Raw genomic sequence first — 25171 nt, 5'->3', positions numbered from 1 at the left:
GCTGCGCACCCGAGCACAACTTCGGACCCCGCCGCTCCCGTGCACAGCTTCGGACCCCACACCCACACCACCCCGGGCACAACTTCGGACCCCACACCCGACACGCCGCCCGGACCGACCTCATGCCCGGCGTGCCGGCCCGGATCTCCGAAGCCGTGCCCGACGACCGAGCCCACCACCTCCGAAGCCGTGCCCGCAGGCTGGCGGAGCACGCCAGGGATGCCGCGGACGCGGCTCAGAGCACCTTCGAGAGGAAGTCCTTCAGGCGCTCGTTCTTCGGGGATCCGAACAGCTCGGAGGGAGGAGCCTCCTCCACGACCACGCCGCCGTCCATGAACACGGTGCGACCGGAGACCTCGCGGGCGAAGCCCATCTCGTGGGTGACGAGCACCATCGTCATGCCACCGGACGCGAGATCGCGGATGACCTGCAGCACCTCGCCCACCATCTCGGGATCCAGGGCGCTGGTCGCCTCGTCGAAGAGCATGATCTCGGGATCCATCGCCAGCGCGCGGGCGATGGCCACACGCTGCTTCTGACCGCCGGAGAGGGATGCCGGCTTCGCATCCGCCTTCTCCTTGAGCCCGACCCGGTCGAGCAGGGACAGCGCCCGTGCCCGGGCATCCGCCTTCGACAGCCGACCGAGCTCGATCGGCGCGAGTGTGATGTTCTCCAGCACGGTCATGTGCGGGAACAGGTTGAAGTGCTGGAACACCATGCCGATGCGCTGGCGCACCTCGTCGAGCTTGACGCTCTTGTCGGTCAGGTCGACGCCGTCGATGATGACGTGACCCGAGGTGGGCTCCTCGAGCTTGTTGAGGCAGCGCAGCAGCGTGGACTTGCCCGAGCCGGAGGGACCGATCACGGCGATGACCTCGCCGTCCTCCACCCGGAGGTCGATGCCCTTGAGCACGTGGTTGTCTCCGAAGGACTTGTGCAGGTCCCGGACTTCGATCTTGCTCATGCGGTGAACTTCCTCTCCAGACGGTTGGCGAGCAGCGTGAGCAGCGTGATCACGACGAAGTAGATGAGGGCGACGATCGTCAGCACCTGTGCAGACAGGTAGGTCGAGGCGATGATCTGCCGCGACTGGAACGTCAGCTCGGCCAGGCCGATCACGCTGATCAGCGACGTGTCCTTGAGGGTGATGATGCCCTGGTTCACGAACGACGGGATCATGATGCGGAACGCCTGCGGCAGCACGACCTTCTGCATGGTCTTCCAGTGGCCGAGGCCGAGCGAGCGCGAGGCCTCGTTCTGGCCCGGGTCGACGGCCTGGATGCCACCGCGGATGATCTCGGTCATGTACGCGCCGGTGTTGAGCGACAGGGTGATCGCTCCGGCGACGAACGGGTTGAAAGTCAGCCCGGGGAACAGCTGCGGGATGGCGAAGAACACGAAGAACGCCTGCACCAGGATCGGGGTTCCGCGGAACACGAAGACGTACGCCGTGGCGAGCCAGCGGAACAGGAAGAACCCGGAGATGCGGCCGAAGCCGAAGACGATGCCGAGCACGAACGCGGCGACCAGCGCCACGAGGGTCGCGAGGATCGTGAGCCACAGACCGCTCATGAGCGCCGGCCAGTACTTCACGGCCACCGAGATGATGTCGGTCGGCTGCGCCGACTCCTCGCCGCCGGAGAGGTACCGGTCGACGATCGTCTCGTACTCGCCCGACTTCTTGAGGTTCGCGAGGCCCTTGTCGAACATCTCGACCAGTTCGGGGTTCTGCCCCTTGTTCACCGCGAAGCCGTACTCGCCGCCGAGCTCCGGGTCGCCGACCAGACGGAAGCCCGACCCCTGCTGGATGCCGTAGGCGAGCACCGGGAAGTCCTCGAAGTAGCCGACGGCCTGGCCCGCCTTGACGGCGTCGACCATGTCGGTCGTGTCCTGGTACGGCGTGATGGTGAAGCCGTACTTCTTCTTGTTCTCCTCGGCGAAGGTCTGCCCCTGGGTGCCGGTCTTCACGGCCACGGTCTTGCCGTCGAGGTCCTCGAGCGACTGGACGTCGCTGTCCTTCATCACTCCGAGCTGGATGCCGCTGGTGAAGTAGGGGTCGCTGAAGTCGAAGGTCTTCTTGCGCTCGTCGGTGATCGACATGCCGGCCATGACGGCGTCGACCTGGTTCGCCTGGAGCGCCTGGACGGCGGCGTCGAATCCGAGCTGACGGATCTCCACCTCGAAGCCCTGGTCCTTCGCGATCGCGCGGAGCAGGTCCATGTCGATGCCGACGAGCTGGCCGTCGGAGTTCGTGAACTCGAAGGGCGCGAAGGTGGTGTCGGTGCCGATGACGTACTTCTCATCGGCGGCGGTCGCCGCGGTCGGCGCGACGAGGAGGGCGCCGACGGCGAGGAACGCCGTGAGGACGGCTGCTCCCGCGGTGCGCCCGAACCTGCGCAGGCGCGCGGAGGCGGAGGAAGGATTGCGGATCACGACGGATGCTCCCGGGATCGACGACGACGACCGGTTGGCCGCCGACCAACAACCCTAGCCTCCGGTCGCGTTCTCGCACGCAGAACCGGCACAAGGGCCGGTGGGCTGACTACAGCGTGATCCAGTAGCGGCGCAGCAGCGCGTGCCCGCGCTCGGTCTGGTCGCTCACGTCCTGCAGCACACCGCCGGCGCCCTCGATCGTGCGGGCGGAGGCGACGTTATCGTCATCGCAGGTGACCAGCACGCGGTCGAGCCCGATCTCGCGTGCACGGTCGAGCGCGAGGGCCAGCGCCTTCGACGCGTAGCCCTGGCGGCGACGCGACTCCCGCACCGCATAGCCGATGTGCCCGCCGGCCTCGCGGAGCCACTCGTTGAGGTCGTGGCGGAACGAGAGGAATCCGATCACCTCGGCGTCGTCGACGATCCAGTAGAGGTCGTTGTGCACGCGGTCCTCGGGAGGCGCGATCGAGGTGTCGGCGAGCCGTGCGGCATCCGCGATCAGCTCGTCGAGGGTGACCCGCCCCGGGATGACAGGGGCCTGCAGACCCGAACCGTCGATGTGACCTCCGCCGAACTCCGCCACGGCGGCGGCCCAGCTGTCGTAGAGGTCGGTCGTTGGTCGGATGAGCGCGATCGTCATCACCCGATGACATCACACGCGCTCGCTCCTGCCAAACCCGTCCGCCCCTGCCGGCCGCCGACGCCCCACCCGACACCGACGCCCCACCTGTCTGTCGTGCGTCAGGTGGGGCGTCGGAACTCGGAGGGGGACGTCGAGACGCGGATGCCGGGAATCCGGTGCCGCGTCAGGGCGTCAGCCCTTCCCTCCCGGCGCGGCCACGGGCTCGGACTCGTAACGCCCGAGGAACAGCGACGCGACGAGGGCGACGACCATGACGCAGGCCGGCAGCAGGATAGCCTGCGCCATTCCCGCGGAGAACCCGTCGGCGACCTGCGGGGGCAGCGCGCCTCCGGTGCCGATGCCTCCGGCCGCGTCGGACAGTCCGGGGAGGTTGGCCTCCAGCCGCGACTGCATGAACGCCGCGATGGATGCCGAGCCGATCACCGATCCGATCGTGCGGGTGGTGTTGTAGATGCCCGCACCGGCGCCGGCCTGGCGCGGCGGGAGCTTGCGGGTCGCCGTCGTCGCGAGGGGACCCCACATGCCGGCGTTGCCGATGCCCATCAGGGCGGACGGGAGCAGGAACATCCAGATCGGGGTGTCCATGTTGATCAGCGCCGAGTACCACACGAGGGCGACGCCGACGCAGAGCAGACCGGGCACCAGGATGATGCGCGGATCGACGCGATCGAGCAGCTTGCCCGCGAGCGGCGCGAGCACGCCGGACAGCACCGCCATCGGGATCATCAGCAGCGCCGCCTCGGTCGGGGTGAGGCCGCGTGCGATCTGCAGGAAGAACATCATCGGCAGCGACATGCTCGTCACGGTGAAGCCGACCGCGGCGATCGCGACGTTGGCTCCCGAGAAGTTGCGGTCGCGGAAAAGGTCGAGGGGCACCAGCGGCTCGCTGCGCGTGCGCGCCTGCTGCACGATGAACAGGGCCAGCACGACGAGGCCCGCGATGATGAGGCTCCACACGGAGATCGGGCCCCAGATGACGCCCCACTTGAACTTCTCGCCCTCCTGCAGTCCGAAGACGAGGAGGAACAGGGCGACGGCGCTGAGCACGACGCCGAGCACGTCGAAGCGATGCGGGTGCGTGGCCAGCTTGGGCACGTAGATCCACGCCAGCACGAAGCCGATCACGCCGACGGGCAGGTTCACGAAGAAGATCCACTCCCAGCCGAGGCCGTCGACGAGCAGGCCGCCGACGAGCGGGCCGACGAGCGTCGCCACACCGGCGGTCGCGCCCCACAGCCCCATCGCCGCTCCCCGGCGCTCGGCGGGGAACGTGCGCGTGATGACCGCCATCGTCTGCGGCGTCATGAATGCGGCGCCGAGCCCCTGCACGGCGCGGGCCACGATCAGCCCTTCGAGCGTCGTCGACAGGCCGCACCACAGGGAGGCGAGCGTGAAGACCGCGAGGCCGATGAGGTAGATGTTCTTCGGCCCGAAGCGGTCGCCGAGGCGCCCGGTGATGAGCAGCGGAACGGCGTAGGCGAGGAGGTAGGCGCTGGTGACCCACACGACGTTGTCGAGGTTGTTCGTCGTCGGGTCGAGCGCGGCCTTGATGGCCGGGTTCGCCACCGAGACGATGGTCGTGTCGACGAGGATCATGAAGAAGCCGATGACCAGCGCCCACAGAGCGGGCCAGGGGCTCTTCGGCCGGTGGCCGACGGAGTAGGTGCCGGTGGACGGCCCAGAAGACGAGGGGGCGGATGCCGCGGCCCCGGTGGATTGAGATTCAGTCATTGCTGTGCGGCCTTTCGCTGGGCGAGATAGCGTTCGGTGTCTTCGAAGGCGTGCGGTCCCCAGGGGAACGCGGCGGCCTCGAGACGGGTGAGGAGGGAGTCGAGCCAGCGGAGCTCTGCGTCGAGCAGCATCTCCTGGCGTTCGAACTCGACGAGGACCTGTTCGGGGACCCCGTTGGCGCGGGCCCCGCGCAGCCCGTCGCTGTGCTGCGTGTGGGCATCGGCGAGAGCCGCCCGGCGGATGCGGAGGCTGTCGATCGCGTCTGGTCGTTCGAGGTTGTGCGCCTCGGCGAGCGCGATGCGGAAGTCGGACGGACGGTCGATGCGCGACAGCTCGCGCCGCACCCAGCCGATGACCGCCTCACGGCCCTCGGCGGTCAGCGTGTACGTGGTGCGCTCCGGCCTGTTGCCGTCGCGGTCCACGCCGACCTCGTCGAGCAGCCCTGCCTTCTGGAGGCGCGCGACCGTGTGATAGAGCGTGCCGTTCGTGATCGTGAGCAGACGGTCGTCGCGGCGCGCGCGCATCAGTCGCACCATCTCATAGGGGTGCATGTCGCCCTCGCGCAGCAGCGCGAGCACCATCACCCCCATCGGGGTGAGCTTGTCGACGGCATCCGGCATTGTTAGTCCATTCCAATTAGTCCACGTGGACTATACGCCCGAAACGGCCCCGACGGCAAGCTCGGATCAGCGCAGCGCCACCTCGAGCTGCGCCGCGGTGAGCGGACGGTCCGCGTAGACCAGACGCATCACCGCGGGGTCGGGGTTTCCGGCATCCGGACCGCGGTGCACCAGCTCGAGCCCCAGCTTCTCCGCGACATGCGCCGACGCCGCGTTGTGCTCGACGAGATAGGCGATGAGCGGCCACTCCGGAACGCGTTCGCGCGCGAGCTCGGCCCCCGCCCGCGCGAGCTCGGTCGCATACCCGCGCCCGTGGTGGTCGGGCGCGATCCGGTACCCGACGTTCCACACCGCGCCCTCGGTGCCGAACCCCCGCACCGAGCTTCCGCCGTTGCCGACCATCTCCCCGGTCTCGCGCAGCCGCGCCACGAAGGACCCGAGTCCGGCATCCGCCCACCCCTCCTCCCACCTCCGCATCATCGCCAGCGTCGGCTCCATGTCGAGATGCCGCAGGGACGGGAAGTGGGTCCACACGCGGGGGTCGTTGTGGATCGCGAAGACCTCATCGAGGTCGCTGGGTGTCGGTCGCGTGAGCACCAGACGCTCGGTGAAGAACTCCTCAGGCATGCCCTCACGCTACGACCACCCTCCGACACCGGGATAATGGCTGGGTGAGCGAAGCACAGAGCATCCCCGGCTGGCGGCACGTCTACTCCGGCAAGGTCCGCGACCTGTACGCCTCGGAGGATGCGGCGGACACGCGCATCCTCGTCGTGGCGTCCGACAGGGTGAGCGCGTTCGACTACGTGCTGTCCCCCGGCATCCCTGAGAAGGGAGCCCTGCTCACCCGCCTCAGCCGCTGGTGGTTCTCCGCTCTCTCCGATGTGCCGAACCATCTCGCGGAGGGCGAGATCCCGGCGTCCGTCGCCGATCGCGCCATGCTCGCGCAGTCCCTCGAGATGCTGCCGATCGAGTGCGTCGTGCGCGGCTACATCACCGGCACCGGCTGGGCCGAGTATCAGGAGAGCGGCACCGTGTGCGGCATCCCGCTGCCCGCCGGTCTGCAGAACGGCGACCGCCTGCCCGAGCCGCTGTTCACCCCCGCCTACAAGGCGCCGATGGGCGAGCACGACGAGAACATCACCTTCGAGCGGGTCGTCGAGCTGGTCGGCGCCGAGCGCGCCGCCGAGCTGCGAGACGTCTCGCTGGCCGTCTACGCCCGGGCCGCCGCGATCGCCGAGGAGAAGGGCCTGATCCTCGCCGACACCAAGTTCGAGTTCGGGACGGATGCCGACGGCGTCCTGCGCCTCGCCGACGAGGTGCTCACGAGCGACTCCTCCCGGTACTGGGACGCCGAGGCCTGGGCCGTCGGCACCACTCCGAGCGCGCGGATGGCGAGCTTCGACAAGCAGATCGTGCGCGACTGGCTGGCGCTGCACTGGGACAAGCAGGGCGAGCCGCCCGCGCTGCCGAAGGACGTCGTCGAGCGCACCGCCGCCCGCTACCGCGAGCTGATCGAGCGCCTCGGAGCCTGAATCGCGGCATCCCGCGTGGTTCCTGAGCGAGCGGAGCGAGTCGAAGGACACCCAGGCAACACTCAGGAATCGGTAGTGTGGCTCCAGCACTCCGACACCCCCGACCCTGAGGAGCCCGCAATGCCCCTGTGGAAGCTGCACGGAGACGGCCGCACCGTCGCCCCCGGCGCCGTCGTGCGCCCCGATGAGCGCCTGAACTGGCCCGGCACGATCGCGATCGGCGTCCAGCACGTCGTCGCGATGTTCGGCGCGACGTTCCTCGTCCCCATCCTCACCGGGTTCCCGGTGTCGACGACCCTGCTCTTCTCGGGCGCGGGAACCCTGCTGTTCCTGCTGCTGACCCGCAACAGGCTGCCCAGCTACCTCGGCTCGTCGTTCGCGTTCATCGCGCCGATCACCGCGCTCAACGGCGGCAAGGCCCTCGAGTCGGCCGAGCAGATCACCCAGGCGCTCGTCGGCGTCGTCGCCGCGGGTGTGCTGCTCGCCGCGATCGGCTTCCTCGTGCAGGTGGTCGGCACCGGCTGGATCGACAAGCTCATGCCCCCGGTCGTGGCCGGGTCCATCGTCGCCCTGATCGGCTTCAACCTCGCGCCGGCCGCCTGGGGCAACTTCCAGAAGCAGCCGGAGCTCGCCACGGTCACCCTCGCCGCCGTCGTGCTCTTCAGCGTGCTGTTCCGCGGGTTCCTCGGCCGCATCTCGATCTTCCTCGGCGTGGTCGTCGGCTACATCGTCGCCCTCTTCACCGGACAGGTGAAGTTCGACGGCGTCGCGGAGGCCGCCTGGATCGGCCTGCCCGACTTCCACCTCGCCGCCGTCGGCGACCCGAAGGCGTGGGCGCTGGTGCCGATGTTCCTCCCCGTCGTGCTCGTGCTCATCGCCGAGAACGTCGGCCACGTGCGCGGCGTCGCGACCATGACGAACGACCCGGAGATCAACAAGCACACCGGGCGCGCCCTCGTCGCTGACGGCCTCGCGACCACCCTCGCCGGCGGCTTCGGCGGCTCGGGCACCACCACCTACGGGGAGAACATCGGCGTCATGGCGGCGACCCGCGTCTACTCGACGGCGGCGTACTGGGTGGCCGGCATCGTCGCGATCCTCCTCGCGTTCTCGCCGAAGGTCGGCGTCATCTTCAACAGCATCCCCGCCGGCGTCCTCGGCGGCGTGACGACGGCGCTGTACGGCCTCATCGGCGTCATCGGCATCAAGATCTGGGTCGACAACCGCGTGGACTTCTCGCGTCCGGTCAACCAGTACACGGTCGCCGTGTCGTTCGTCATCGCGATCGCCGGCTTCATGATGAGCTGGGGCACGTTCCAGCTCGGCGCCATCGTGCTGGGCACGGTCGCCGCTCTGGTCATCTACCACCTGGGAAACGCGATCGCCCGCTGGCGCCGGAGCGGCGCCGACGACGGCGGCCCCATCCCCGCGGTCGGCCCGCTCGGCGGCGACCCCGCCTGACCCGCCTGGAGGGGGACGGATGCCGCGGCATCCGTCCCCCTCCACGCACCTCAGGCCACCGTGCCCGTGTCGGGGCACACCGCACCGGACGCGCGCGGACGCGGCTCGCCCCGCCGCGGAGGCATCGCCAACGGCAGCGGCTCCTTCGGCTCCGGCAGCCCGTAGCTGCGGCGGACCCAGCGCCGAGCGTCCTCCAGCGGATAGGTGTCTCCGAAGACGGCGAACTTCACGAACACGCCCTCGAGCAGGCTGCGCAGCATGACCTCCTCGAGACCAGGGTCTGCCGCGCCGCGCGCGCGGAACAGGTCGCGCACGGCGTCTTCCGTCGCCGTCACCGCATCGGCGTGACGCCGCTCGGATTCGGCGAACAGCCGGTGCGTCGCGGGCTGCTGCTGCATCGCGAGGACAGCCCGCTGCAGGGGCACCGCGAAGGCCGTGGCCATGAGGGCGCCGTCGATCACGGCGGCGAGCGCCTCGTCCGGCGTGCCGTCGACGCGGGCGAACGAGAGCACGGTCTCGAACCAGCGGTCGATCACGGCGGAGACCAGCTGCTCCTTGCCGCCGAAGTGGTAGTTCACGAGCCCCTGGGCGACGCCGGCCCTGGAGGTGATCTCGGCGATGCTGGCGCCGGCCACTCCTCGCTCGGAGAACACGGTGATCGCGGCCTGGAGGATGTTCTCCCGCGCCCTCTCCCTGGCGATGCGGTTCTGCTCATCGGAGCGTGCCACGAGGCATCCTCCTCTGCGATGCGGACGAGTGTCTTTGCTGAACGGCCCCCACCGTATAGATTACTCACTGAATAATCGTTCAATCTATGAGGATCGGTCAGATCCCCCACTTCCAGGAGCCCCCATGCATCCCCTCGCCCGCGTCGATCTCAACGACCTCGGCTCCCTGATCGAGTGGCTCATCTCGCAGTGGTGGGTGTGGGCGATCGTCGGCGCCGTGGTGCTCTTCTTCATCGTGGTCTGGCTCATGCCCGGCTTCAAGGTCAAGGCCGATGAGAAGTTCTCCACCACCGACACCGAGGCCAACGAGATCGCTCTCGGCCTCCTGCAGATCGTGAACCTCCCGTCCGGGCACTGGAACGACCCGACGGCGTCGATCCTCGGCGACCGCGAGAAGAAGGTGCTCGTCGACCAGTGGGGCGTCCCCACGCGCCAGGACTGGCTCGACAACATCGAGCGCCTCGTCACCGTGCGCCGCCGCCGCGAGATGTGGGTCCTCTACCTCGCCGTGCGCGCGCAGCTCGCCGAGCAGCTCGGCCGCGTCCCCAAGGCGAAGGAGTGGCTGAACGCGATCGTCACCGAGGGCGGGGACAAGCGCGATGCGCGCACGTTCGTCACCTCGATCGAGTACACCGAGGGCCTCATCCGCAAGCGCGTCGGCAAGGACATCGTCACGCCCGACCTGTTCGTGAAGACCCTCGACGGCTACGCGCTCGGCCAGGCCGTGGGCATGACCACGTGGGGTGTGGCGCTCGGACACGGCGACGTCGCCGAGGCGCGCCAGATCATCCACCGCATCAACGTCGAGGGCCGCCCCGCCTTCTCGTCGTGGGCGGACTTCGGCCTCAGCTACATCGCCGGCCGCGTGATGCACTGGAGCGACGGCAAGGTCGAGGAGAAGTCCTTCGACAAGTTCGGCGACGGGTGCGTCGACTTCCAGGCCGCGGCGACCGCGAAGCGCAACGGTCCGTGGGCGACGCTGTCATGGAGCCTGTGACCGTAGACCTCGACCCCCTTCGACGAGGGGCCGGCTTCCGCGACATCCTCGCGTACGAGCGCATCTGCCGCACTCCGCTGCACCGCCGCTTCGTGTTCATCCTCGTCGCGGTGCTGCTGTTCGCCGTGGCGATGCTCGGGGCGCTCTGGTTCCTCGGGCGCAGCGACATCCTCGCCGTCGCGCCGATCCTCGGGGTGTTCGTGGTGGGCTACACGGTGCTCGCCGCCGTGGGGTTCGTCTGGTACGCGATCGGGCTGGGCCGCAGAGTCAAGGTGGCGGCGTTCGCCTGGTGCAACGGCTGGGCCTACGCCGATCTCCTGGAGAGCACGCGACGCCCCGGCGCGGCGTTCGCCCGCGTGAACCGGGGACAGGAGCGCGCGGTCGTCGCCTGCGACGACGAGCGGATGCCGTTCGAGCTGGGCATGCACCACTCGGTGGCGCGCGGCCAGGAGGCGGCGACGATCCAGCGTCCCTTCGCCTTCATCGAGCTGCCGCTGCCGTCGTCGGTGCCCCATATCGTGCTGGCGAACCGCCGACGCAGCATCATCCCCACCCTCGGTCTCGGCCGTGGCGCGGCGAAGATGCAGCTCGAGGGCGAGTTCGCGTCGGTGTTCCGCCTGATCGTGCCCGAGGGATATCAGCAGGACGCGCTCTACATCTTCACGCCCGACCTCATGGCCCGCGTGCTCGATCTCGGCTCGGGCGCGGAGATCGAGCTCGTCTCCGACCGTCTCTACGTGTATCTGCCGGCGCGGACGCGCTTCGACCGCGCCGACACGATGGCCGCGGCCGTGGTCCTCGCCGAGGAGTTCCACCGTCGCTTCGCCGCGCGCACCGAGCTGTATCGCGACGACAACGCCGGCGAGCTCGCCGCCAGGGCCGGCGTCTCGGTCGGCCTGCGCGGACAGCGCCTCGGCGGCAGCGGCGTCTCGGTGATCGCGATCGCCGCGACAGCCGGCGTGCTGCTGCTCTCCGCCGGGGTGACGGCGTTCTCGCTGTTCGGCGGAGACATCCTGCGCACCCTCACCGGGTGATCATGACCCACGGGTGCGGACCTGCCTGGAGGGGCGTCAGGTCCGCACCCGTGTTCCCCCGTCTTCCTCGACGGACGTCAGACTTCGACGTCCGTCGAGCCCGGCCGACACCTTTGGCCAGGCTGAGCGCACGCAATTGTTTACCTGAGTACAAGAATTCGTGGGCACGCCGTCGCCGACCTTGACCCGCTCGAATCGACGCGGTTACCGTGAGCGGGCTTCGGCACGGCGGCGGCGCAAGGAAGCCCGTCCTCCGGATCGGAGTCCGCTCGCCGACCGGGCGTGCGGCATCGCTCAGATCGAAAAGGATCATCCATGCGACTCACGAGAACACTCGCGCTCGCCGCCACCGCGGCAGCAGCGCTCTGCATCGGCGCGGTCATCCCGGCCGCCGCTGCGACCAGTCCGGACGACGGCTCCGACGTGCCCACCTTCCAGGAGTTCGCCGCGTCGACCTTCCGGGACGTCGACGGCAGCTACATCGTCAACGGAGACGAGGTGATCTCCAACCGCGGCGAGCTGCGGAAGTTCTACGACGTGCTCGTGGGCCCGGCGACACCGATCGACGGCCTCATCGTCAACACGGTCAGCGGCACCGACGACAAGTGGTCGGCGCAGCAGGTCGGCAACCTCACATACTGCGTCAGCACCGCCTTTGGCACCCGTCACGCAGACGTCGTGAACGCCATGGCCAGCGGCGCCGCACTCTGGGAGGCCGCATCGTCGAAGATCAAGTTCCAGTACGTGAGCAGTGCCGACGGCAACTGCACGACGCGCAACAAGTCGGTCGTGTTCTCGGTCGAGCCCGTGCAGACGACGCAGTACATCGCCCGCGCGTTCTTCCCGAGCACGCCGGACCGCCAGCAGAACGTCCTCATCGACGACTCGATCTGGAGCTCGGGCTCCTGGACCCCGACGAACATCCTCGGCCACGAGCTCGGGCACGTCCTCGGGTTCCGGCACGAGCACACCCGTCCGGAGTCCGGCACCTGCTTCGAGGACAACAACTGGCGCCCGCTGACCCCGTACGACTCGGCGTCGATCATGCACTACCCGCAGTGCAACGGCTCGTCCGACGACCTGTCGATGACCAGCACCGACCGCGCGGGCATCGTCGCGCTGTACGGAAACTGAGGCTCATCGCCCGAACACGGCGTGACGTCTCAGCGGGGTCCGGCCCAGTCGGCCGGGCCCCTTCTGCGCGCAGACGCGGAGAGACCGCCGCCGGGAGCGCCGCTGCCACATCTCACGCCGAGGCGCGCACCACCAGCTCGGTCGGCAGGATCGTCGACCGCGGAGCCTCGCGCCCCGCGAGCACGTCGAGCAGGACGGATGCCATCGCCTCGCCCTGCGCGTACATCGGCTGCTGCACGGTCGTGAGCGGCGGGTCCACCGCGACCGCCACCTGAGAGTCGTCGAACCCGACGATCGCGACGTCTTCGGGGATCCGGATGCCCGCCGAGCGGAGCACACGCATCACGCCCCTGGCCATGAGGTCGCTCGCGACGAACACGGCATCGGGGAGCGGCGAGCCCGCGGCGAGAAGACGTCGGGCGGCTTCCGCCCCGCCTTCCTCGGTGAAGTCGCCGTCGAGCTCTGCGGCCGGGGGGATGCCGGCATCCGCCAACGCGTCCCGGAAACCCTGTACGCGGTCGACCGCCGCGGGCATGCTGAGCGAACCCGAGATCGTGGCGATCCGCCGGTGGCCCCGGTCGAGCAGATACTGCGTCGCCATGCGGCCGCCCAGCACGTTGTCGACGTCCACCACGTAGTCTCCGGGACGCGCGCGCACCGGGCGTCCGCCGAACACGACGGGGACGGCCTCGGCGATGCGGTCGACGAAGGAGTCGCTGGTGTGGTGCGACACGATGATCGCCCCGTCGACGCCTCCGTTGCGCACGAATCCGGCGGTCTTCGCGCCGCCCTCCTCGCTCGCGATCAGGAGGTTGAGGATGTAGTCGGACCTCGTCATCCTGGCGCTGATGCCCGAGACGATCGTCGCGAAGAACGGGTCGCCGAAGAAGCGCGTGGTGTCCTCAGGCACGACGAGGGCGATGGCGTTCGTCTGCCTGCTGGCGAGCGTGCGGGCCGCGGGGTTGGGCACGTAGTGCAGCTGGGCGATCGCGTCCTGCACCGCGGCGAGCGCCTCGGGGCTCACGGACGTCGAACCGTTCACCACGCGGGACACGGTCGAGCGCGACACCCCCGCCGCCGCTGCGACTTCCTCGATCGTCGCCCTGACCATCGCCTGCTCCCCGCTCTGATGCTGTCGCGGCGGCAGCCTCAGACGGCGCGCGCTGCGATGATCCGAGCGTACTGGAGGCCGGAGTCCTTGACGACGCGCTCCTGGGTGTCGTACTCGACCCGCACGATGCCGAAGCGCTTCTCGTACCCCCACGCCCACTCGTAGTTGTCGAGCAGGGACCAGTAGAAGTAGCCGCGCACGTCGACGCCCGCATCGATCGCGTCGCGCACCGCCGAGACGTGCGCGACGAGGAACGCGGTGCGATCGGCATCCCGCACCGTGTCGCCCTCGCGGACGTCGTCGTAGGCGGCGCCGTTCTCCGTGACGTACAGCGGGATGCCGGGGGCGTACTCCGACCCGACCCGCTGCAGCAGACGCGTCAGACCCTCGGGCTGCACCTCCCAGCCCATGCCCGTCCGGGGCAGCCCGCGCTCGACCCAGTGGATGCCCTCGTGCGAGGGGAACGGGGAGGCGACGGCCCGCTCGGTCGGGGCGTCTCCCGCCGGCGGCTCCTCGGCCGGGGCGGTGCCGGCGAGCAGCTCGCCGTGGTAGTAGTTCACGCCGAACGCGTCGAGCGGAGACGAGATCGCCTCCATGTCGCCCGGCTGCACGGCCTGCTCCCACCGGGCCACAGCCGAGGAGTCGACGGTGCGGAAGTCGCGGATGACGTCGGCGGGGTAGGCGCCGCGGAAGATCGGGTCGAGGAACCAGCGGTTGAACTGCCCGTCGATGCGGCGGGCGGCGTCGACATCACCGGGGGCATCGGGGTCGGCCGGATCGGCCACCGTGAGGTTCAGCGTGACACCGAGGTCGAGGGAGGAGTCGCGCGAGCGCAGCTCCTGCACGGTCTTCCCGTGGGCGAGCAGCAGATGGTGCGCGGCGAGCATGCCGTCTCCGACATCCATCCGCCCGGGGGCGTGGATGCCGGCCGTGTACGACAGGAACGACGAGCACCACGGCTCGTTGAGCGTCGTCCAGTACCGCACCCGGTCGCCGAGCGCGTCGTGCATGGTGCCCGCGTACTCCAGGAAGCGGTCGACGGTGTCGCGGCTGGTCCAGCCGCCCTGCGCCTCCAGCGCCTGCGGCATGTCCCAGTGGTACAGCGTGAGCCAGGGCACGATGCCGGCATCCAGCAGTTCATCGACCAGCCGACTGTAGAAGTCGACGCCCTTCTCGTTGACCGCGCCGCCGTCTGGCCTGACCCGCGACCACGACGTGGAGAAGCGGTACGTCTGCAGCCCGAGCTCCTTCATCAGCGCGACGTCCTGCGGGTAGCGGTGGTAGTGGTCGCACGCGACGTCGCCGTCGTCGCCGTTGATCACCGCGCCGGGCACGCGCGCGAACGCATCCCAGATCGAGGCCGTGCGGCCGTCCTCGAAGGCGGCGCCCTCGATCTGATAGGCCGCGGTGGCGGCGCCGAACAGGAACTCCGGAGGGAAGGGGCGGGTCATAGGGGTCATCCTTTCACCGCGCCCGCCATGATGCCACTGACCAGCTGCCGACCCGCGAACACGAAGAGCAGCAGGAGCGGGATGGTCGAGAGCAGCACTCCGGCGAGCACGATCGAGTAGTCGACGAAGTGGTTCGACTGGAGCAGGGAGAGCGCGACGGGCAGGGTCGGGTCCTGCCGGTCGAGCACGATGAACGGCCAGAAGAAGTTGTTCCACGCCGACACGAACGTGAACAGCGCGAGCATGGCCGCAGCGGGACGGGCGGCCGGCACCCCGATGGTCAGGAACGTCCGGAACGAGGAGGCGCCGTCCATGCGCGCCGCCTCGATGAGCTCGTCCGGCACGGCCTGGGTGAGGTACTGGGTCATCCAGAAGACGCCGAACGCGCTGGTCAGAGCGGGAACGATGATCGCTCCGGGGGTGCCGGTCCAGCCGAGCTCGCTGAACAGCACGTACAGCGGCACCACGCCGAGCTGCGTCGGCACGGCCATGGTCCCGACGACGAAGGCGAGCAGCCAGCCGCGGCCTTTGAACTTCAGCTTCGCGAACGCCCAGCCCGCGAGCGTGGAGAAGAACACGACGGATGCCGCGATCAGGGCGGACGTGTAGATCGAGTTCCACAGCGCGCGCCAGAAGTTCACGGCCGGGTCGTTCACGACCTCCAGGGCGTTCTGGATGAAGTTGCCCCCGGGGATCCAGGAGCGGTTCGGGTCGCGCAGCGTGTACGCGTCGCCCGAGCCGATGAGGAAGGACCAGTAGAAGGGGAAGAGACTGCTCAGCAGCACCACCCCGAGGGCCCCGTACACGAACCACCCCGGTCGGGAGCCGCGGATGCGGCGGGTGCGACCTGCTCCTCTTCTCGGCAACACAGGCGCCCGGTCGTCTGCGGCGTCGCCGGCGGCGGCATCCGTCCTGTCGATCACGGTCATGAGCGCTTCCCCTCGCTGCGCACCAGGGCGCGGGTGATGAGCAGGTTGATCGCGCCGATGACGAGCACGATGAGGAACAGGATCCAGGCGAGCGCCGAGGCCCTGCCGAAGTTCCACTCGCCCCAGCCGATGTTGTAGAGGTACAGGGTGATCGTCAGCCACTGGCTGTCGGCGCCGCCGGTGCCGTACTGGTCGTACATGCGCGGCTCGTCGAAGATCTGCAGCCCCCCGATCGTGGAGGTGATGATCACGAAGATCAGGGTCGGCCGCAGACTCGGCAGCGTGATGGCGAAGAACTGGCGCACGGCGCCGGCCCCGTCGACCGTCGCGGCCTCGTAGTAGTCGCGCGGGACGGCCTGCATCGCGGCGAGGAGGATGAGGGTGTTGTAGCCCGTCCAGCGGAAGTTCACCATCGTCGCGATGGCGATGTGGCTCGCGAAGGCGTTCGAGTGCCACGGCACGGGGCCGAGGCCGATGCCCTCCAGCAGGCTGTTCACCAGACCGTACTTGTCGCCGAAGAGATTCGAGAAGATGAGGGCCACGGCGACCGGCGCCATCACGTAGGGCACCAGCACGCCCATGCGCCAGAAGGTCTTGGCCCGGATGTTGCGGTCGAGCATCGCGGCGATGAACACCGCGGCGATGAGCTGCGGGACGCTCGACAGCACGAAGATGCTGAACGTGTTGCGCAGCGCGATCCAGAACTTCGGCTGGCCGAGCACATACGCGTACTGCTCGAAGCCGATCCAGGTTCCGGTGCCGCGCACCTGGTCCCAGTCCATGAACGAGATCACGGCGGTGTAGGCGATCGGGAACAGCCCGACGATCAGGAACAGGATGAAGAACGGGGAGATGTAGAGGTAGGGCGAGAGCCTCAGGTCCCAGCGCGAGAGCCGCGCTGACCCGAAGCCGAATCGCCTCGGCGGTGCAGTGGTGGTCATGTCGAGTCCTCAGTCGTGGGTCCGGGCCGTCGGGCGGGGGCAGTCTCCCCGCGGGTCGTCGAGCGAGCGCAGCAGACGACACGCGCCCGCTCGACGACCCGGGAGTCCGGCTACTTCAGCGCCTTGACCTCTTCGGTCCACTGGGTCCAGGACGCATCGGCATCCTGCGTGCCCTCCTCGACACGGGTCAGGGCCTTCTGCATCGCGTCGTTGATCTGGAAGTAGAAGGCGCCCTTGAACGGGGCGACCGTGACGGCCTGTGCGCGCTCCGAGAGGATCTGACCGGTCGGGGCGTCGTTGAAGAACGCGTTGGTGGCGCCGAGCAGCGCGTCATCCGTGAGCGCGTCGTTCTGGCTCGGGAAGGTGCCCGCGTTCGAGAACGCCTTGATCTGCTGCTCGGGTGCGGTCAGCCAGTCGGCGAGCTCCTGCGCGGCCTTGACGTTGGCGCCGTTCGCGGGGACGGTCAGGTACGACCCGCCCCAGTTGCCACCGCCGCCGGGGAAGACGTTGGCGATGTCCCAGCCGGTGACGTCTTTGGCGTTGCCCTCGATGACGCCGAGCATCCATCCGGGGCAGAGCATGGTCGCGAAGGAGCCGTTGGCGAGCCCCGCCATCCAGTCGTCCGACCACTGGCCGAGGTGCGCGGACTGGGTGGCGGATGCCGTGAGCACCTGGTCGTAGATGTCCTTGACCTCGTCGTTGTCGGTGGCGATGATGTCGCCCGACTTCGGGTCCTCGTAGGCCGCCTCGACCTGGTTGATCATGCCCTGGTAGGTGCCGCCGGCCGAGTCGAAGAAGGCCTTGCCGGTGGCGTCGGTGTACTGCTGGCCGACCTCGAAGTAGCGCGCCCAGTCGCCCTCGAGGAGCTTCGCGACCTCGTCGCGGTCGGTGGGGAGCCCCGCGGCGGCGAACAGGTCGCTGCGGTAGCAGACGCCCTCCGGGCCGATGTCGGTGCCGTAGCCGATGAGGTTGCCGTCCTTGTCGGTGGCTGCCGCGGTCTTCCAGTCCAGCCAGCGGTCCTTGAGGCCGTCGTCGACGGGTGCGAGCAGGTCGGAGTACTTCATGACCTCCGGCAGCCAGTCGACCTCGATGGCCTCGATGTCGGCGAGGCCCTTCTTGCCGAGCTTCTGGAAGTAGTTCTCGCGGGCCTCGTTGCTGGTCGCGGCCCTGTTGTGCACGATCTTCACGTTCGGGTGCTCGTCCATGTACTCCTGGAGGAGCTCATCGGTGTAGCCGAAGTCGTTGAAGGTCGCGACGGTGAGGGTGATCTCGCCGCCGGATCCGCCGGACTCGGCGGCGCCTCCGGCGCAGCCGGCGAGAGCGAGGGCGGAGACGGAGGCGACGGCGGCGACCGTCGTCAGTCTGCGTGCATGCGTATTCACGGGGCACTCCTTTGTGTGCGTGGTGGGGATGTTCGTGGTGCGGGGTGATCCGTTCGTGGGAGCGCTCCCACGAACTTCTGAGCACTCTATGGGAGCGCTCCCACGAGTGTCAAGCGCGGACCGGTGCCTCCGAGAGCCGGTCACTCGCCCGAGATCCGGTCCTTTCCCCCGCCGTCATCCGCGTCTCGGGCCAGCATCCGGATTCCGGCGGATGCCGGCGGTTCCGGCGGATGCCGGCGGATGCCGGCACGCCGAGTAGCCTTGACCGGTGCCCGAACTCTCCCCCGCCCTCACCCGTGCAGAAGCACTGATCCGCTCCATCCCGGACTATCCGGAGCCCGGCATCGTCTTCCGCGACATCACGCCCCTCCTGGCCGACGCCGAGGCGCTGCGCGTGACGACCGAGGCGATCATCGAGCCCTTCGCTGGACAGTTCGACGTCGTCGCCGGCATCGAGGCGCGCGGGTTCATCCTGGCCGGGGCCGCGGCGATCGCGGCCGGAGTGGGGCTCATCCCGATCCGCAAGGCCGGCAAGCTCCCTCGCCCAGCGGCATCCGTCGACTACGCCCTCGAGTACGGCACCGCGACGATCGAGATGCACGACGACCTCCCCGCGGGGTCGCGCGTGCTGCTCATCGACGACGTGCTCGCCACCGGCGGCACCCTCGCGGCGGGCCGCGAACTGGTCGAGCGCCTGGGCAGCCACGTCATCGGCATCTCGGTGCTGTTCGAGATCGACGGGCTCGGCGGCCGCGAGGCCATCGGCGACCTGCACACCGTCTTCCACGCCTGACCCGCCCTCCACCCAGCGGCGTCGACGTCGCGTGCACTCGCCGAGTGCACGGCATCCTCGCGTTCCCTCGACGACTTCCCGTTCACTCGGCGATATCCCGTTCCCTCGGCGACATCGCGTGAGGTCGGCGGGGACCCGCGAAAAGGCGGTGCGCGCGAGCCGGTAGACTGAAACCGCCCGTCCTCCCACGACTTCCGGAGCCGTCATGCCCACCATCGTCGTCGACGTCATGCCCAAGCCCGAACTGCTCGACCCGCAGGGGAAGGCCGTGTCCGGAGCATTCACCCGCCTGGGCGTCGAGGGCTTCACCGCCGTCCGCATCGGCAAGCGCTTCGAGCTCACCGTCGAGGGCGAGGTCACCGACGAGGTCCTCGCCGAGGCCCGACGCATCGCGGACGAGGTGCTCTCCAACTCCGTGATCGAAGACGTCGTCGGCATCGAGGTCGCCGAGTGACCGTCCGCATCGGGGTCGTCACCTTCCCCGGTTCGCTCGACGATCGCGACGCGCAGCGCGCCGTCCGCATCGCCGGCGCCGAGCCCGTCGCCCTCTGGCACGGCTCGCACGATCTCGACGGCGTCGACGCGCTCGTCCTCCCCGGCGGCTTCAGCTACGGTGACTACCTGCGTGCAGGCGCCATCGCCGCGCTCTCGCCGATCATGTCGGAGGTCAAGGATGCTGCGGCCAAGGGCATGCCGATCCTCGGCATCTGCAACGGATTCCAGATGCTCGTCGAGGCGCACCTGCTGCCCGGCGGCCTGATCCGCAACGACCACCAGCACTTCGTGCGCCGTGACCAGCGGCTCACGGTCGAGAACTCCGACACCGCGTGGACGAACACGTTCCGCACCGGTCAGGAGATCGTCATCCCGCTGAAGAACGCCGACGGCGGCTACATCGCCGACGAGGAGACGCTCGACCGTCTCGAGGGCGAGGGCCTCGTCGCCTTCCGCTACGCGGGCGTGAACCCGAACGGATCTCTCCGCGACATCGCCGGCCTCACGAACGAAGCCGGCAACGTCGTGGGGCTCATGCCGCACCCCGAGCACGCCACCGAGCCCGGCTTCGGACCCGACACGGCGGCCGCCATGCGCTCCGGCGTCGACGGCGTCGGCTTCTTCGCGAGCGCGATCGCCGCGGTCGCGCGCGTCGCCGCCTGATCAGCCTTCCGAAGACGGATGCCGCAGCTGCGGCATCCGTCTTCGTCGTTGCGGGGCCCGGTCAGTAGGTCGGGAGGCTGCCCGCTGGCGGGGCCCGCCAGTCGTCCGGTGAGCCGTCAGTCGGCGGGACCCGGCCAGTCGGCCGGGAGGCGGAAGGGGTCGTCGCCCGCCGCCGCGAGCAGGTACCACGCCGTCGTCCCCGTGTGCAGGCTCGCGTAGTAGAGGTCGCCGAAGCCGGAGTCCAGGCCGTCGCTCGAGGTGGCGACGATGCCCTTGCCGTCGCCGTTCGGGGCGTCGCGCTGCGCCAGGCGGATGCTGCTCAGCAGACTCTCCGCACGATCGGCGTCTCCTGCGCCGGCGCGGAGCCGGAGCGACAGCGCCAGGTGACCGGCACCCTCGAACCACACCTTCGAGACGTCGACGTCGCTGATCGAGGGCCCCTGGTACGGACCGTCGGTCGCCATGAGGTTCGTGAGGGTCCAGTCCAGCGCCGCTCCGTAGCGGCTGTCTCCCGTGGCGAGCGAGCTCCAGGTCTGCGCGTCGAGCGGTATCGGATGCGTGTTGACGGTGGAGCCGTCGAGAAGGGTGCCGGTGTCGACGTGTCCGTCCTGCGCCTGCATCGCGGCGACGAATCCGGATGCGACGGCCGCCCTGTCGGCCCACACCGCGTCACCGGTGAGCTGCGCCAGCTGGGTGAAGAAGCCCGCCACGTCGGCGTTGTGCTCCGTCGACTTCCAGGTCAGGGAGGCGCCGGCATCCGTCTGCCCTCCCGTGTACCCGTAGGGGGCTCTGGTCATGTCGGCCGTGTTCGTCTGGATCCACCCGCCGATCCGCAGCGCCCCGTCGAGGTACCGCTGGTCCCCGGTCGCGTGGAAGAGCCGAGCGAGCGCCATCCCGACCCAGGCCTCGTTGCCGGTGAAGGTTCCGGGCCCGGTGATCTCCACCCGCCCCTGTCGGATCCCGTGCGGTTCGTAGGAGGTCCTGACGCGGCCGTCGCCGATGGGGTCGTTCGCCTGCACGAAGAGCAGCGTGTCGCCGATCGTCCGCGCGCGGCGGAGGTCGTCGGGCAGCCCTCGGGCGGTGTATGCGATCACGACCAGGGCGTCGTCATACACGAACGACGGCGTGAAGTCCCAGCTCGGGGTGGTGAAGAACCCGCCCTGGTAGCTGCGGGGCAGGCAGTGTCCGTCGCCGTCGCAGAACTCGTCGACGCGCGCATCGAGGAACTCGTAGGCCCGCGCGACCGACAGCGCGGGGTCGAGCGGGGTCACGTCGGCCGCCGAAGGGTCGTGCATCGTGACGACGGCGGATGCTGCCGGCGCCGCTCCCCCGACCGCAGCCGCGACGACGAGCGCGGCGACGGCGGCCCACAGCGCGGAACGACGCGGAGAACCCGGCATGGAGACCTCTCGGACTCAGCCGCGGTCCGCGGGCGCGGACGCGCGGACGACCAGGAGGTCGTGTTCAGAATCCTGGCATGCTGGTTGACAACGGGGTAGCGGCGAAGGTCCAGCACCCCCTGTCCGTTCGTCGAATGCCGACGCCGCGACCGAGGAGACGCCATCGCGATCAGTTCTCCGCGGACTAGCCGAGTGCGGGCGGCCACACGCCGATCAGCACGGCCATGACCACCACGGTCACGAGCTCGTGCGCGATGTTCATGGTGGTCAGCGCGGTCGGGCGCCCCTCGAACGCGTCGTGGGTGATGAAGCGCGCGGCGGTGAATCCGGCCCACAGCGTGACCGCGGTGATGATCGCGCCCCAGAAGAACAATCCTCCGTAGAAGTGCCAGGCGATGGCGGATGCTCCGGCCAGCACCCACGCCGTGATGAAGCTCACGATCACGGTCGTGATGATCGCCATCGTCGCGCTCGATCCGGGGCGGTCCATGTCGACGTTCGCCAGCTTCGACCACCGCGTGCCGAACACCTTCGGCGCGTACCAGATCGACCCGACGAGCATGCTCGACGCGGTCGCCAGAAGGACGGCCCAGTAGTTGATCTCGGGAACCATGACAGCCTCCACTCGTCGGATGCCGCCACACTACTCCCCGGCATCCCCCTGGCCGCGGGCCGCCTCGCCGACGGAGGGCCCCGCCTGCACGATCCCGCGGCGCCGTCCCGCCTGCGCGATCCCGCCTCCACTCCGCCCACACGGATGCAACAAGCCCCTGACCCGCACCGGAGAGCCCTCCGTCGAACCGATTCGATTCCTGCTCTGGCGAGAATGTAAGCGTTTGCACTAGCCTGATCCCATGGCACAGCTTGAGCAGATCGCAGCCCCCGGTTCCGAGTGGTGGCGCAGCGCAGTCATCTACCAGATCTACCCCCGCTCCTTCGCGGACGCCTCCGGCGACGGCATCGGCGACCTGCCCGGCATCACGAGCCGCCTCGACTCCCTCAGGGAGCTCGGCGTCGACGCGATCTGGCTGAGCCCGTTCATGACGAGCCCGCAGCGCGACGCCGGCTACGACGTGGCCGACTACCGCGACGTCGACCCGCTGTTCGGCACTCTCGCCGACTTCGACGAGATGCTCACGCAGGCCCACGCCCGCGGCATCCGCGTCGTCGTCGACCTCGTCCCGAACCACTCCTCCGACCAGCACGTCTGGTTCCAGGAGGCCCTGAAGGCGGCCCCCGGCAGCCCCGAGCGCGCCCGCTACATCTTCCGCGACGGCAGGGGCGAGAACGGCGAGCTCCCCCCGAACAACTGGGAGTCCGTATTCGGCGGCGGCATGTGGGAGCGCATCACCGAGCCCGACGGCACGCCAGGCCAGTGGTACCTGCACATCTTCGACGCCACGCAGCCCGACTTCGACTGGACCAACGAAGAGGTCCGCGAGGAGTTCCGCTCCATCCTGCGCTTCTGGCTCGACCGCGGCGTCGACGGCTTCCGGGTCGACGTGGCGCACGGCATGATCAAGGCCGAGGGGCTGCCCGACTACACGCCCCCCGCAGACGCCGACTCGATGGGCGGCGGCGAATCGGACGTGCCGTACTGGGGCCAGGACGGCGTGCACGACATCTACCGCGACTGGCACAAGGTGCTCGCCGAGTACGACGGCGACCGCGCGCTGTGCGGTGAGGCGTGGATGCCGACGCTGAAGCAGACCGCTCTCTGGGTGCGCCCCGACGAGATGCACCAGACGTTCAACTTCCCGTACCTGATGACCCCGTGGGACGCGAAGGCTCTCGGCGACGTCATCCGCGAGTCGCTCGACGACTTCGGCGCCGTCGGAGCCCCCAGCACCTGGGTGCTCTCCAACCACGACGTCGTGCGGCACGCCTCGCGCCTCGCGCTGACGGCCGACAACCCGCAGGGCGAGGGCATCGGCCCGAACACCCCGCACAAGCCCGACACGAAGATCGGCCTGGCCCGCGCCCGCGCGGCGACCACGCTGATGCTCGCCCTGCCCGGTTCGGCGTACCTGTACCAGGGCGAGGAGCTGGGCCTGCCCGAGGCGATGGAGATCCCCGACGAGTTCCGTCAGGACCCGACGTGGTTCCGGACCGACGGCGAGCGCTATGGACGCGACGGATGCCGCGTGCCGCTGCCGTGGGAGGCGGATGCTCCGGCGTTCGGCTTCAACGACACCGGCCTCTCGTGGCTGCCGCAGCCGGCCGACTGGGCGAGCTACGCGCGCGACACCGAGGAGGGCGACCCCGTCTCGACCCTGTCGCTGTACAAGGAGCTGCTCGCCGCGCGCCGTGAGCACGGCTTCGGCTCCGGCTCGCTGGTGTGGGAGGACGCGGGGAAGGATGCCGTGGCCTTCCGCCGCGGCGACGTCCACGTGCTCGCCAACCTCGGCACCGCGCCGCTGCCCCTGCCCGCCGGCGCCGCCGTGGTCCTGAAGAGCCAGCCCTTCACGGGCGACGCCCTCCCGGTCGACACGGCCGTCTGGTACACCACGGCCTGAGCCGACTCCCCCGTTCCGGTCGCGAACCTGGTCCTCTGCGCCGTCAGATCACGACCGGGTCCGCGACCGGAACGAGGAACCCCGAAAGGAACACCCATGGCGAGCATCGATGAGGTCGCCCGGCTCGCCGGGGTCTCGACGGCGACCGTGTCGCGCGCGCTGAGCGGACGCGGGCACGTCTCCGAGTCCGCGCGCCTGCGGGTGCAGGAGGCGGCATCCGCCCTGGGCTACGTGGTGTCGTCGCGAGCGTCCAGCCTGGCGTCCGGACGCACCCGCAACATCGGCGTGATCGTGCCGTTCCTCGACCGGTGGTTCTTCAGCACCGTGCTCTCCGGCGTCTCCGCGGCGCTGATGCGCGAGGGCTACGACATCACGCTGTACAACATCACCGCCGACAAGGACGTGCGTCGCCACGTGTTCGACACGTTCCTGCGCCGCCAGCGGGTGGATGCCGTCATCGCCGTCTCGATCGAGCTCGACGACGACGAGACCCAGTACCTGCTCGACCTCGGCCTGCCCGTCATCGCGATCGGCGGTCCGAACCCGAAGCTCGACACCCTCACGGTCGACGACGTCGCCGTCGCGCAGCTCGCCACCGAGCACCTGATCGGCCTCGGCCACCGCGACATCGCGCACATCGGCGCGAACCCCGAGTTCGACATCGACTTCCACATCCCGACCAACCGGCGCCTCGGCTTCGAGAAGGCGCTGGCGAAGGCCGGCATCCCGCTCAACCCGGCGTTCCTCGAACCCGCCGACTTCACCGTCGAGGGCGGATACCGCGCGGCCAAGCAGCTGCTCGGCCGGCCTGGTCCTCGTCCGACCGCGGTGTTCGCGGCATCCGACGAGATGGCGATCGGCGCGATCCTCGCCGCGCGCGACCTCGGGTTCGGCGTGCCGGAGGACCTCTCGATCGTCGGCATCGACGGCCACGAACTCGGCGAGTTCTTCCGCCTGACGACGGTCGACCAGTTCCCGCTGGGCCAGGGCGAGAGGGCGGCGGATGCCGTGCTCGCCAAGCTCGCCGCCGACGGCGCCACCCGCGCGCCCGTCGCGCTGCCGTACGAGCTGAACGTCCGCGGTACGACCGCGCGCCTGCTCTAGCCTGTGCGAAGGAAGGGGAATGGTGGGGCTGCGCTCCCCCCGACGCGCAGCCCCACAGCTGTCCCCCACC

At 69.5% G+C, this 25171-nt stretch carries 24 protein-coding genes; 10 read left to right on the top strand and 14 right to left on the bottom strand.

All coding sequences use genetic code 11. The features are described 5' to 3' along the window. Positions 1-235: 235 nt before the first annotated feature. The 6 genes from ACFY5A_RS07190 to ACFY5A_RS07165 form a co-directional block, all read right to left on the bottom strand. On the bottom strand, positions 236-964 hold the full coding sequence (locus ACFY5A_RS07190) for an amino acid ABC transporter ATP-binding protein (RefSeq protein ID WP_105673225.1): 729 nt from the start codon (positions 962-964) through the stop codon (positions 236-238). After that, complete coding sequence (locus ACFY5A_RS07185; RefSeq protein ID WP_341940518.1) at positions 961-2433, bottom strand: amino acid ABC transporter substrate-binding protein/permease; 1473 nt, start codon at positions 2431-2433, stop codon at positions 961-963. Before ACFY5A_RS07185 ends, ACFY5A_RS07190 begins: the two co-directional genes overlap by 4 nt. A gap of 109 nt (positions 2434-2542) precedes the next feature. Beyond that, positions 2543-3073 (bottom strand): GNAT family N-acetyltransferase, encoded by a 531-nt coding sequence (locus ACFY5A_RS07180; protein ID WP_105673223.1) that lies wholly within the window; start codon positions 3071-3073, stop codon positions 2543-2545. 174 nt (positions 3074-3247) lie between these two features. Further along, positions 3248-4807 carry a DHA2 family efflux MFS transporter permease subunit gene (locus ACFY5A_RS07175; protein ID WP_387232704.1) on the bottom strand — a complete coding sequence of 520 codons (1560 nt, stop codon included), beginning with the start codon at positions 4805-4807 and terminating at the stop codon, positions 3248-3250. After that, entirely contained in the window at positions 4804-5427 is a 624-nt protein-coding gene (locus tag ACFY5A_RS07170) for a PadR family transcriptional regulator (RefSeq protein WP_341940520.1), read from the bottom strand. The genes ACFY5A_RS07175 and ACFY5A_RS07170 overlap by 4 nt, the downstream gene beginning before the upstream one ends. Before the next feature lie 66 nt (positions 5428-5493). Beyond that, positions 5494-6054, bottom strand: a complete 561-nt coding sequence (locus ACFY5A_RS07165) for a GNAT family N-acetyltransferase (protein ID WP_387232700.1) — start codon at positions 6052-6054, stop codon at positions 5494-5496. Between the two features lie 44 nt (positions 6055-6098). Here ACFY5A_RS07165 and ACFY5A_RS07160 point away from each other — a divergent pair, with 44 nt between their 5' ends. Together ACFY5A_RS07160 and ACFY5A_RS07155 are read left to right on the top strand one after the other, a co-directional pair. Then, a complete protein-coding gene (locus ACFY5A_RS07160) occupies positions 6099-6962 on the top strand; it encodes a phosphoribosylaminoimidazolesuccinocarboxamide synthase (RefSeq protein WP_387232697.1) in 864 nt (287 codons plus the stop codon). Between the two features lie 120 nt (positions 6963-7082). Next, the gene (locus tag ACFY5A_RS07155) at positions 7083-8423 is read left to right on the top strand and encodes a uracil-xanthine permease family protein (RefSeq protein ID WP_387232694.1); all 1341 of its coding nucleotides are present in this window, start codon (positions 7083-7085) and stop codon (positions 8421-8423) included. Positions 8424-8473: 50 nt separating this feature from the next. Here ACFY5A_RS07155 and ACFY5A_RS07150 read toward each other — a convergent pair whose 3' ends face one another. Then, positions 8474-9151 (bottom strand): TetR family transcriptional regulator, encoded by a 678-nt coding sequence (locus ACFY5A_RS07150; RefSeq protein ID WP_341940523.1) that lies wholly within the window; start codon positions 9149-9151, stop codon positions 8474-8476. A 124-nt stretch (positions 9152-9275) separates the two neighbouring features. Here ACFY5A_RS07150 and ACFY5A_RS07145 point away from each other — a divergent pair, with 124 nt between their 5' ends. The 3 genes from ACFY5A_RS07145 (at position 9276) to ACFY5A_RS07135 (ending at position 12316) form a co-directional block, all read left to right on the top strand. Continuing rightward, complete coding sequence (locus tag ACFY5A_RS07145) at positions 9276-10148, top strand: DUF1266 domain-containing protein (protein WP_386948721.1); 873 nt, start codon at positions 9276-9278, stop codon at positions 10146-10148. After that, positions 10145-11182: a hypothetical protein gene (locus tag ACFY5A_RS07140; protein ID WP_387232691.1), complete on the top strand. Its 1038-nt coding sequence runs from the start codon at positions 10145-10147 to the stop codon at positions 11180-11182. Before ACFY5A_RS07145 ends, ACFY5A_RS07140 begins: the two co-directional genes overlap by 4 nt. A 315-nt stretch (positions 11183-11497) precedes the next feature. Beyond that, positions 11498-12316 carry a M57 family metalloprotease gene (locus ACFY5A_RS07135; protein ID WP_105673214.1) on the top strand — a complete coding sequence of 273 codons (819 nt, stop codon included), beginning with the start codon at positions 11498-11500 and terminating at the stop codon, positions 12314-12316. 112 nt (positions 12317-12428) lie between these two features. Here the strand turns inward: ACFY5A_RS07135 and ACFY5A_RS07130 are convergent, their stop codons facing one another. The 5 genes from ACFY5A_RS07130 to ACFY5A_RS07110 form a co-directional block, all read right to left on the bottom strand. After that, positions 12429-13427 carry a LacI family DNA-binding transcriptional regulator gene (locus ACFY5A_RS07130; RefSeq protein ID WP_105673213.1) on the bottom strand — a complete coding sequence of 333 codons (999 nt, stop codon included), beginning with the start codon at positions 13425-13427 and terminating at the stop codon, positions 12429-12431. A 38-nt stretch (positions 13428-13465) separates the two neighbouring features. After that, positions 13466-14878, bottom strand: coding sequence for a GH1 family beta-glucosidase (locus ACFY5A_RS07125; RefSeq protein ID WP_387232688.1), 1413 nt, complete (start codon positions 14876-14878; stop codon positions 13466-13468). Between the two features lie 5 nt (positions 14879-14883). Beyond that, positions 14884-15807 carry a carbohydrate ABC transporter permease gene (locus tag ACFY5A_RS07120; protein ID WP_387232685.1) on the bottom strand — a complete coding sequence of 308 codons (924 nt, stop codon included), beginning with the start codon at positions 15805-15807 and terminating at the stop codon, positions 14884-14886. Further along, complete coding sequence (locus ACFY5A_RS07115; protein ID WP_105673210.1) at positions 15804-16748, bottom strand: carbohydrate ABC transporter permease; 945 nt, start codon at positions 16746-16748, stop codon at positions 15804-15806. Before ACFY5A_RS07115 ends, ACFY5A_RS07120 begins: the two co-directional genes overlap by 4 nt. A 110-nt stretch (positions 16749-16858) precedes the next feature. Beyond that, the gene (locus tag ACFY5A_RS07110; protein WP_105673209.1) at positions 16859-18130 is read right to left on the bottom strand and encodes an ABC transporter substrate-binding protein; all 1272 of its coding nucleotides are present in this window, start codon (positions 18128-18130) and stop codon (positions 16859-16861) included. Between the two features lie 268 nt (positions 18131-18398). Here ACFY5A_RS07110 and ACFY5A_RS07105 point away from each other — a divergent pair, with 268 nt between their 5' ends. The 3 genes from ACFY5A_RS07105 (at position 18399) to purQ (ending at position 20081) form a co-directional block, all read left to right on the top strand. Continuing rightward, positions 18399-18923: an adenine phosphoribosyltransferase gene (locus ACFY5A_RS07105; RefSeq protein ID WP_223587248.1), complete on the top strand. Its 525-nt coding sequence runs from the start codon at positions 18399-18401 to the stop codon at positions 18921-18923. A gap of 205 nt (positions 18924-19128) precedes the next feature. Next, entirely contained in the window at positions 19129-19377 is a 249-nt protein-coding gene (gene purS, locus ACFY5A_RS07100; protein ID WP_105673207.1) for a phosphoribosylformylglycinamidine synthase subunit PurS, read from the top strand. Further along, complete coding sequence (gene purQ / locus ACFY5A_RS07095) at positions 19374-20081, top strand: phosphoribosylformylglycinamidine synthase subunit PurQ (protein WP_105673206.1); 708 nt, start codon at positions 19374-19376, stop codon at positions 20079-20081. Before purS ends, purQ begins: the two co-directional genes overlap by 4 nt. Positions 20082-20197: 116 nt before the next feature. On the opposite strand, the gene ACFY5A_RS07090 is transcribed toward purQ, so the two are convergent. Further along, positions 20198-21481, bottom strand: a complete 1284-nt coding sequence (locus ACFY5A_RS07090) for a hypothetical protein (protein WP_387232682.1) — start codon at positions 21479-21481, stop codon at positions 20198-20200. A gap of 184 nt (positions 21482-21665) precedes the next feature. Next, positions 21666-22094, bottom strand: a complete 429-nt coding sequence (locus ACFY5A_RS07085) for a DUF1761 domain-containing protein (protein WP_105673204.1) — start codon at positions 22092-22094, stop codon at positions 21666-21668. A gap of 241 nt (positions 22095-22335) precedes the next feature. Here ACFY5A_RS07085 and ACFY5A_RS07080 point away from each other — a divergent pair, with 241 nt between their 5' ends. Together ACFY5A_RS07080 and ACFY5A_RS07075 are read left to right on the top strand one after the other, a co-directional pair. Continuing rightward, positions 22336-23997 carry a glycoside hydrolase family 13 protein gene (locus ACFY5A_RS07080; RefSeq protein WP_387232679.1) on the top strand — a complete coding sequence of 554 codons (1662 nt, stop codon included), beginning with the start codon at positions 22336-22338 and terminating at the stop codon, positions 23995-23997. Positions 23998-24093: 96 nt separating this feature from the next. Continuing rightward, the gene (locus tag ACFY5A_RS07075; RefSeq protein ID WP_105673202.1) at positions 24094-25101 is read left to right on the top strand and encodes a LacI family DNA-binding transcriptional regulator; all 1008 of its coding nucleotides are present in this window, start codon (positions 24094-24096) and stop codon (positions 25099-25101) included. Positions 25102-25171: the final 70 nt, after the last annotated feature.

It is taken from the genome of Microbacterium sp. NPDC012755 (assembly GCF_042901325.1).
In the GTDB taxonomy this organism is placed as follows: Bacteria; Actinomycetota; Actinomycetes; order Actinomycetales; family Microbacteriaceae; genus Microbacterium; species Microbacterium natoriense.
The sequence above is the reverse complement of the archived record's forward strand: the minus strand, read 5'-3'. Positions and strand labels throughout refer to the sequence as shown.

What these genes read in the sequence shown, in the direction of transcription:
- ACFY5A_RS07190 (WP_105673225.1), bottom strand. Translation starts at nt 964, where the DNA reads ATGAGCAAGATCGAAGTCCGGGACCTGCACAAGTCCTTCGGAGACAAC.
- ACFY5A_RS07180 (WP_105673223.1), bottom strand. Translation starts at nt 3,073, where the DNA reads ATGACGATCGCGCTCATCCGACCAACGACCGACCTCTACGACAGCTGG.
- ACFY5A_RS07175 (WP_387232704.1), bottom strand. Translation starts at nt 4,807, where the DNA reads ATGACTGAATCTCAATCCACCGGGGCCGCGGCATCCGCCCCCTCGTCT.
- ACFY5A_RS07170 (WP_341940520.1), bottom strand. Translation starts at nt 5,427, where the DNA reads ATGCCGGATGCCGTCGACAAGCTCACCCCGATGGGGGTGATGGTGCTC.
- ACFY5A_RS07165 (WP_387232700.1), bottom strand. Translation starts at nt 6,054, where the DNA reads ATGCCTGAGGAGTTCTTCACCGAGCGTCTGGTGCTCACGCGACCGACA.
- ACFY5A_RS07155 (WP_387232694.1), top strand. Translation starts at nt 7,083, where the DNA reads ATGCCCCTGTGGAAGCTGCACGGAGACGGCCGCACCGTCGCCCCCGGC.
- ACFY5A_RS07145 (WP_386948721.1), top strand. Translation starts at nt 9,276, where the DNA reads ATGCATCCCCTCGCCCGCGTCGATCTCAACGACCTCGGCTCCCTGATC.
- ACFY5A_RS07135 (WP_105673214.1), top strand. Translation starts at nt 11,498, where the DNA reads ATGCGACTCACGAGAACACTCGCGCTCGCCGCCACCGCGGCAGCAGCG.
- ACFY5A_RS07130 (WP_105673213.1), bottom strand. Translation starts at nt 13,427, where the DNA reads ATGGTCAGGGCGACGATCGAGGAAGTCGCAGCGGCGGCGGGGGTGTCG.
- ACFY5A_RS07125 (WP_387232688.1), bottom strand. Translation starts at nt 14,878, where the DNA reads ATGACCCGCCCCTTCCCTCCGGAGTTCCTGTTCGGCGCCGCCACCGCG.
- ACFY5A_RS07120 (WP_387232685.1), bottom strand. Translation starts at nt 15,807, where the DNA reads ATGACCGTGATCGACAGGACGGATGCCGCCGCCGGCGACGCCGCAGAC.
- ACFY5A_RS07115 (WP_105673210.1), bottom strand. Translation starts at nt 16,748, where the DNA reads ATGACCACCACTGCACCGCCGAGGCGATTCGGCTTCGGGTCAGCGCGG.
- purS (WP_105673207.1), top strand. Translation starts at nt 19,129, where the DNA reads ATGCCCACCATCGTCGTCGACGTCATGCCCAAGCCCGAACTGCTCGAC.
- ACFY5A_RS07090 (WP_387232682.1), bottom strand. Translation starts at nt 21,481, where the DNA reads ATGCCGGGTTCTCCGCGTCGTTCCGCGCTGTGGGCCGCCGTCGCCGCG.
- ACFY5A_RS07085 (WP_105673204.1), bottom strand. Translation starts at nt 22,094, where the DNA reads ATGGTTCCCGAGATCAACTACTGGGCCGTCCTTCTGGCGACCGCGTCG.
- ACFY5A_RS07080 (WP_387232679.1), top strand. Translation starts at nt 22,336, where the DNA reads ATGGCACAGCTTGAGCAGATCGCAGCCCCCGGTTCCGAGTGGTGGCGC.
- ACFY5A_RS07075 (WP_105673202.1), top strand. Translation starts at nt 24,094, where the DNA reads ATGGCGAGCATCGATGAGGTCGCCCGGCTCGCCGGGGTCTCGACGGCG.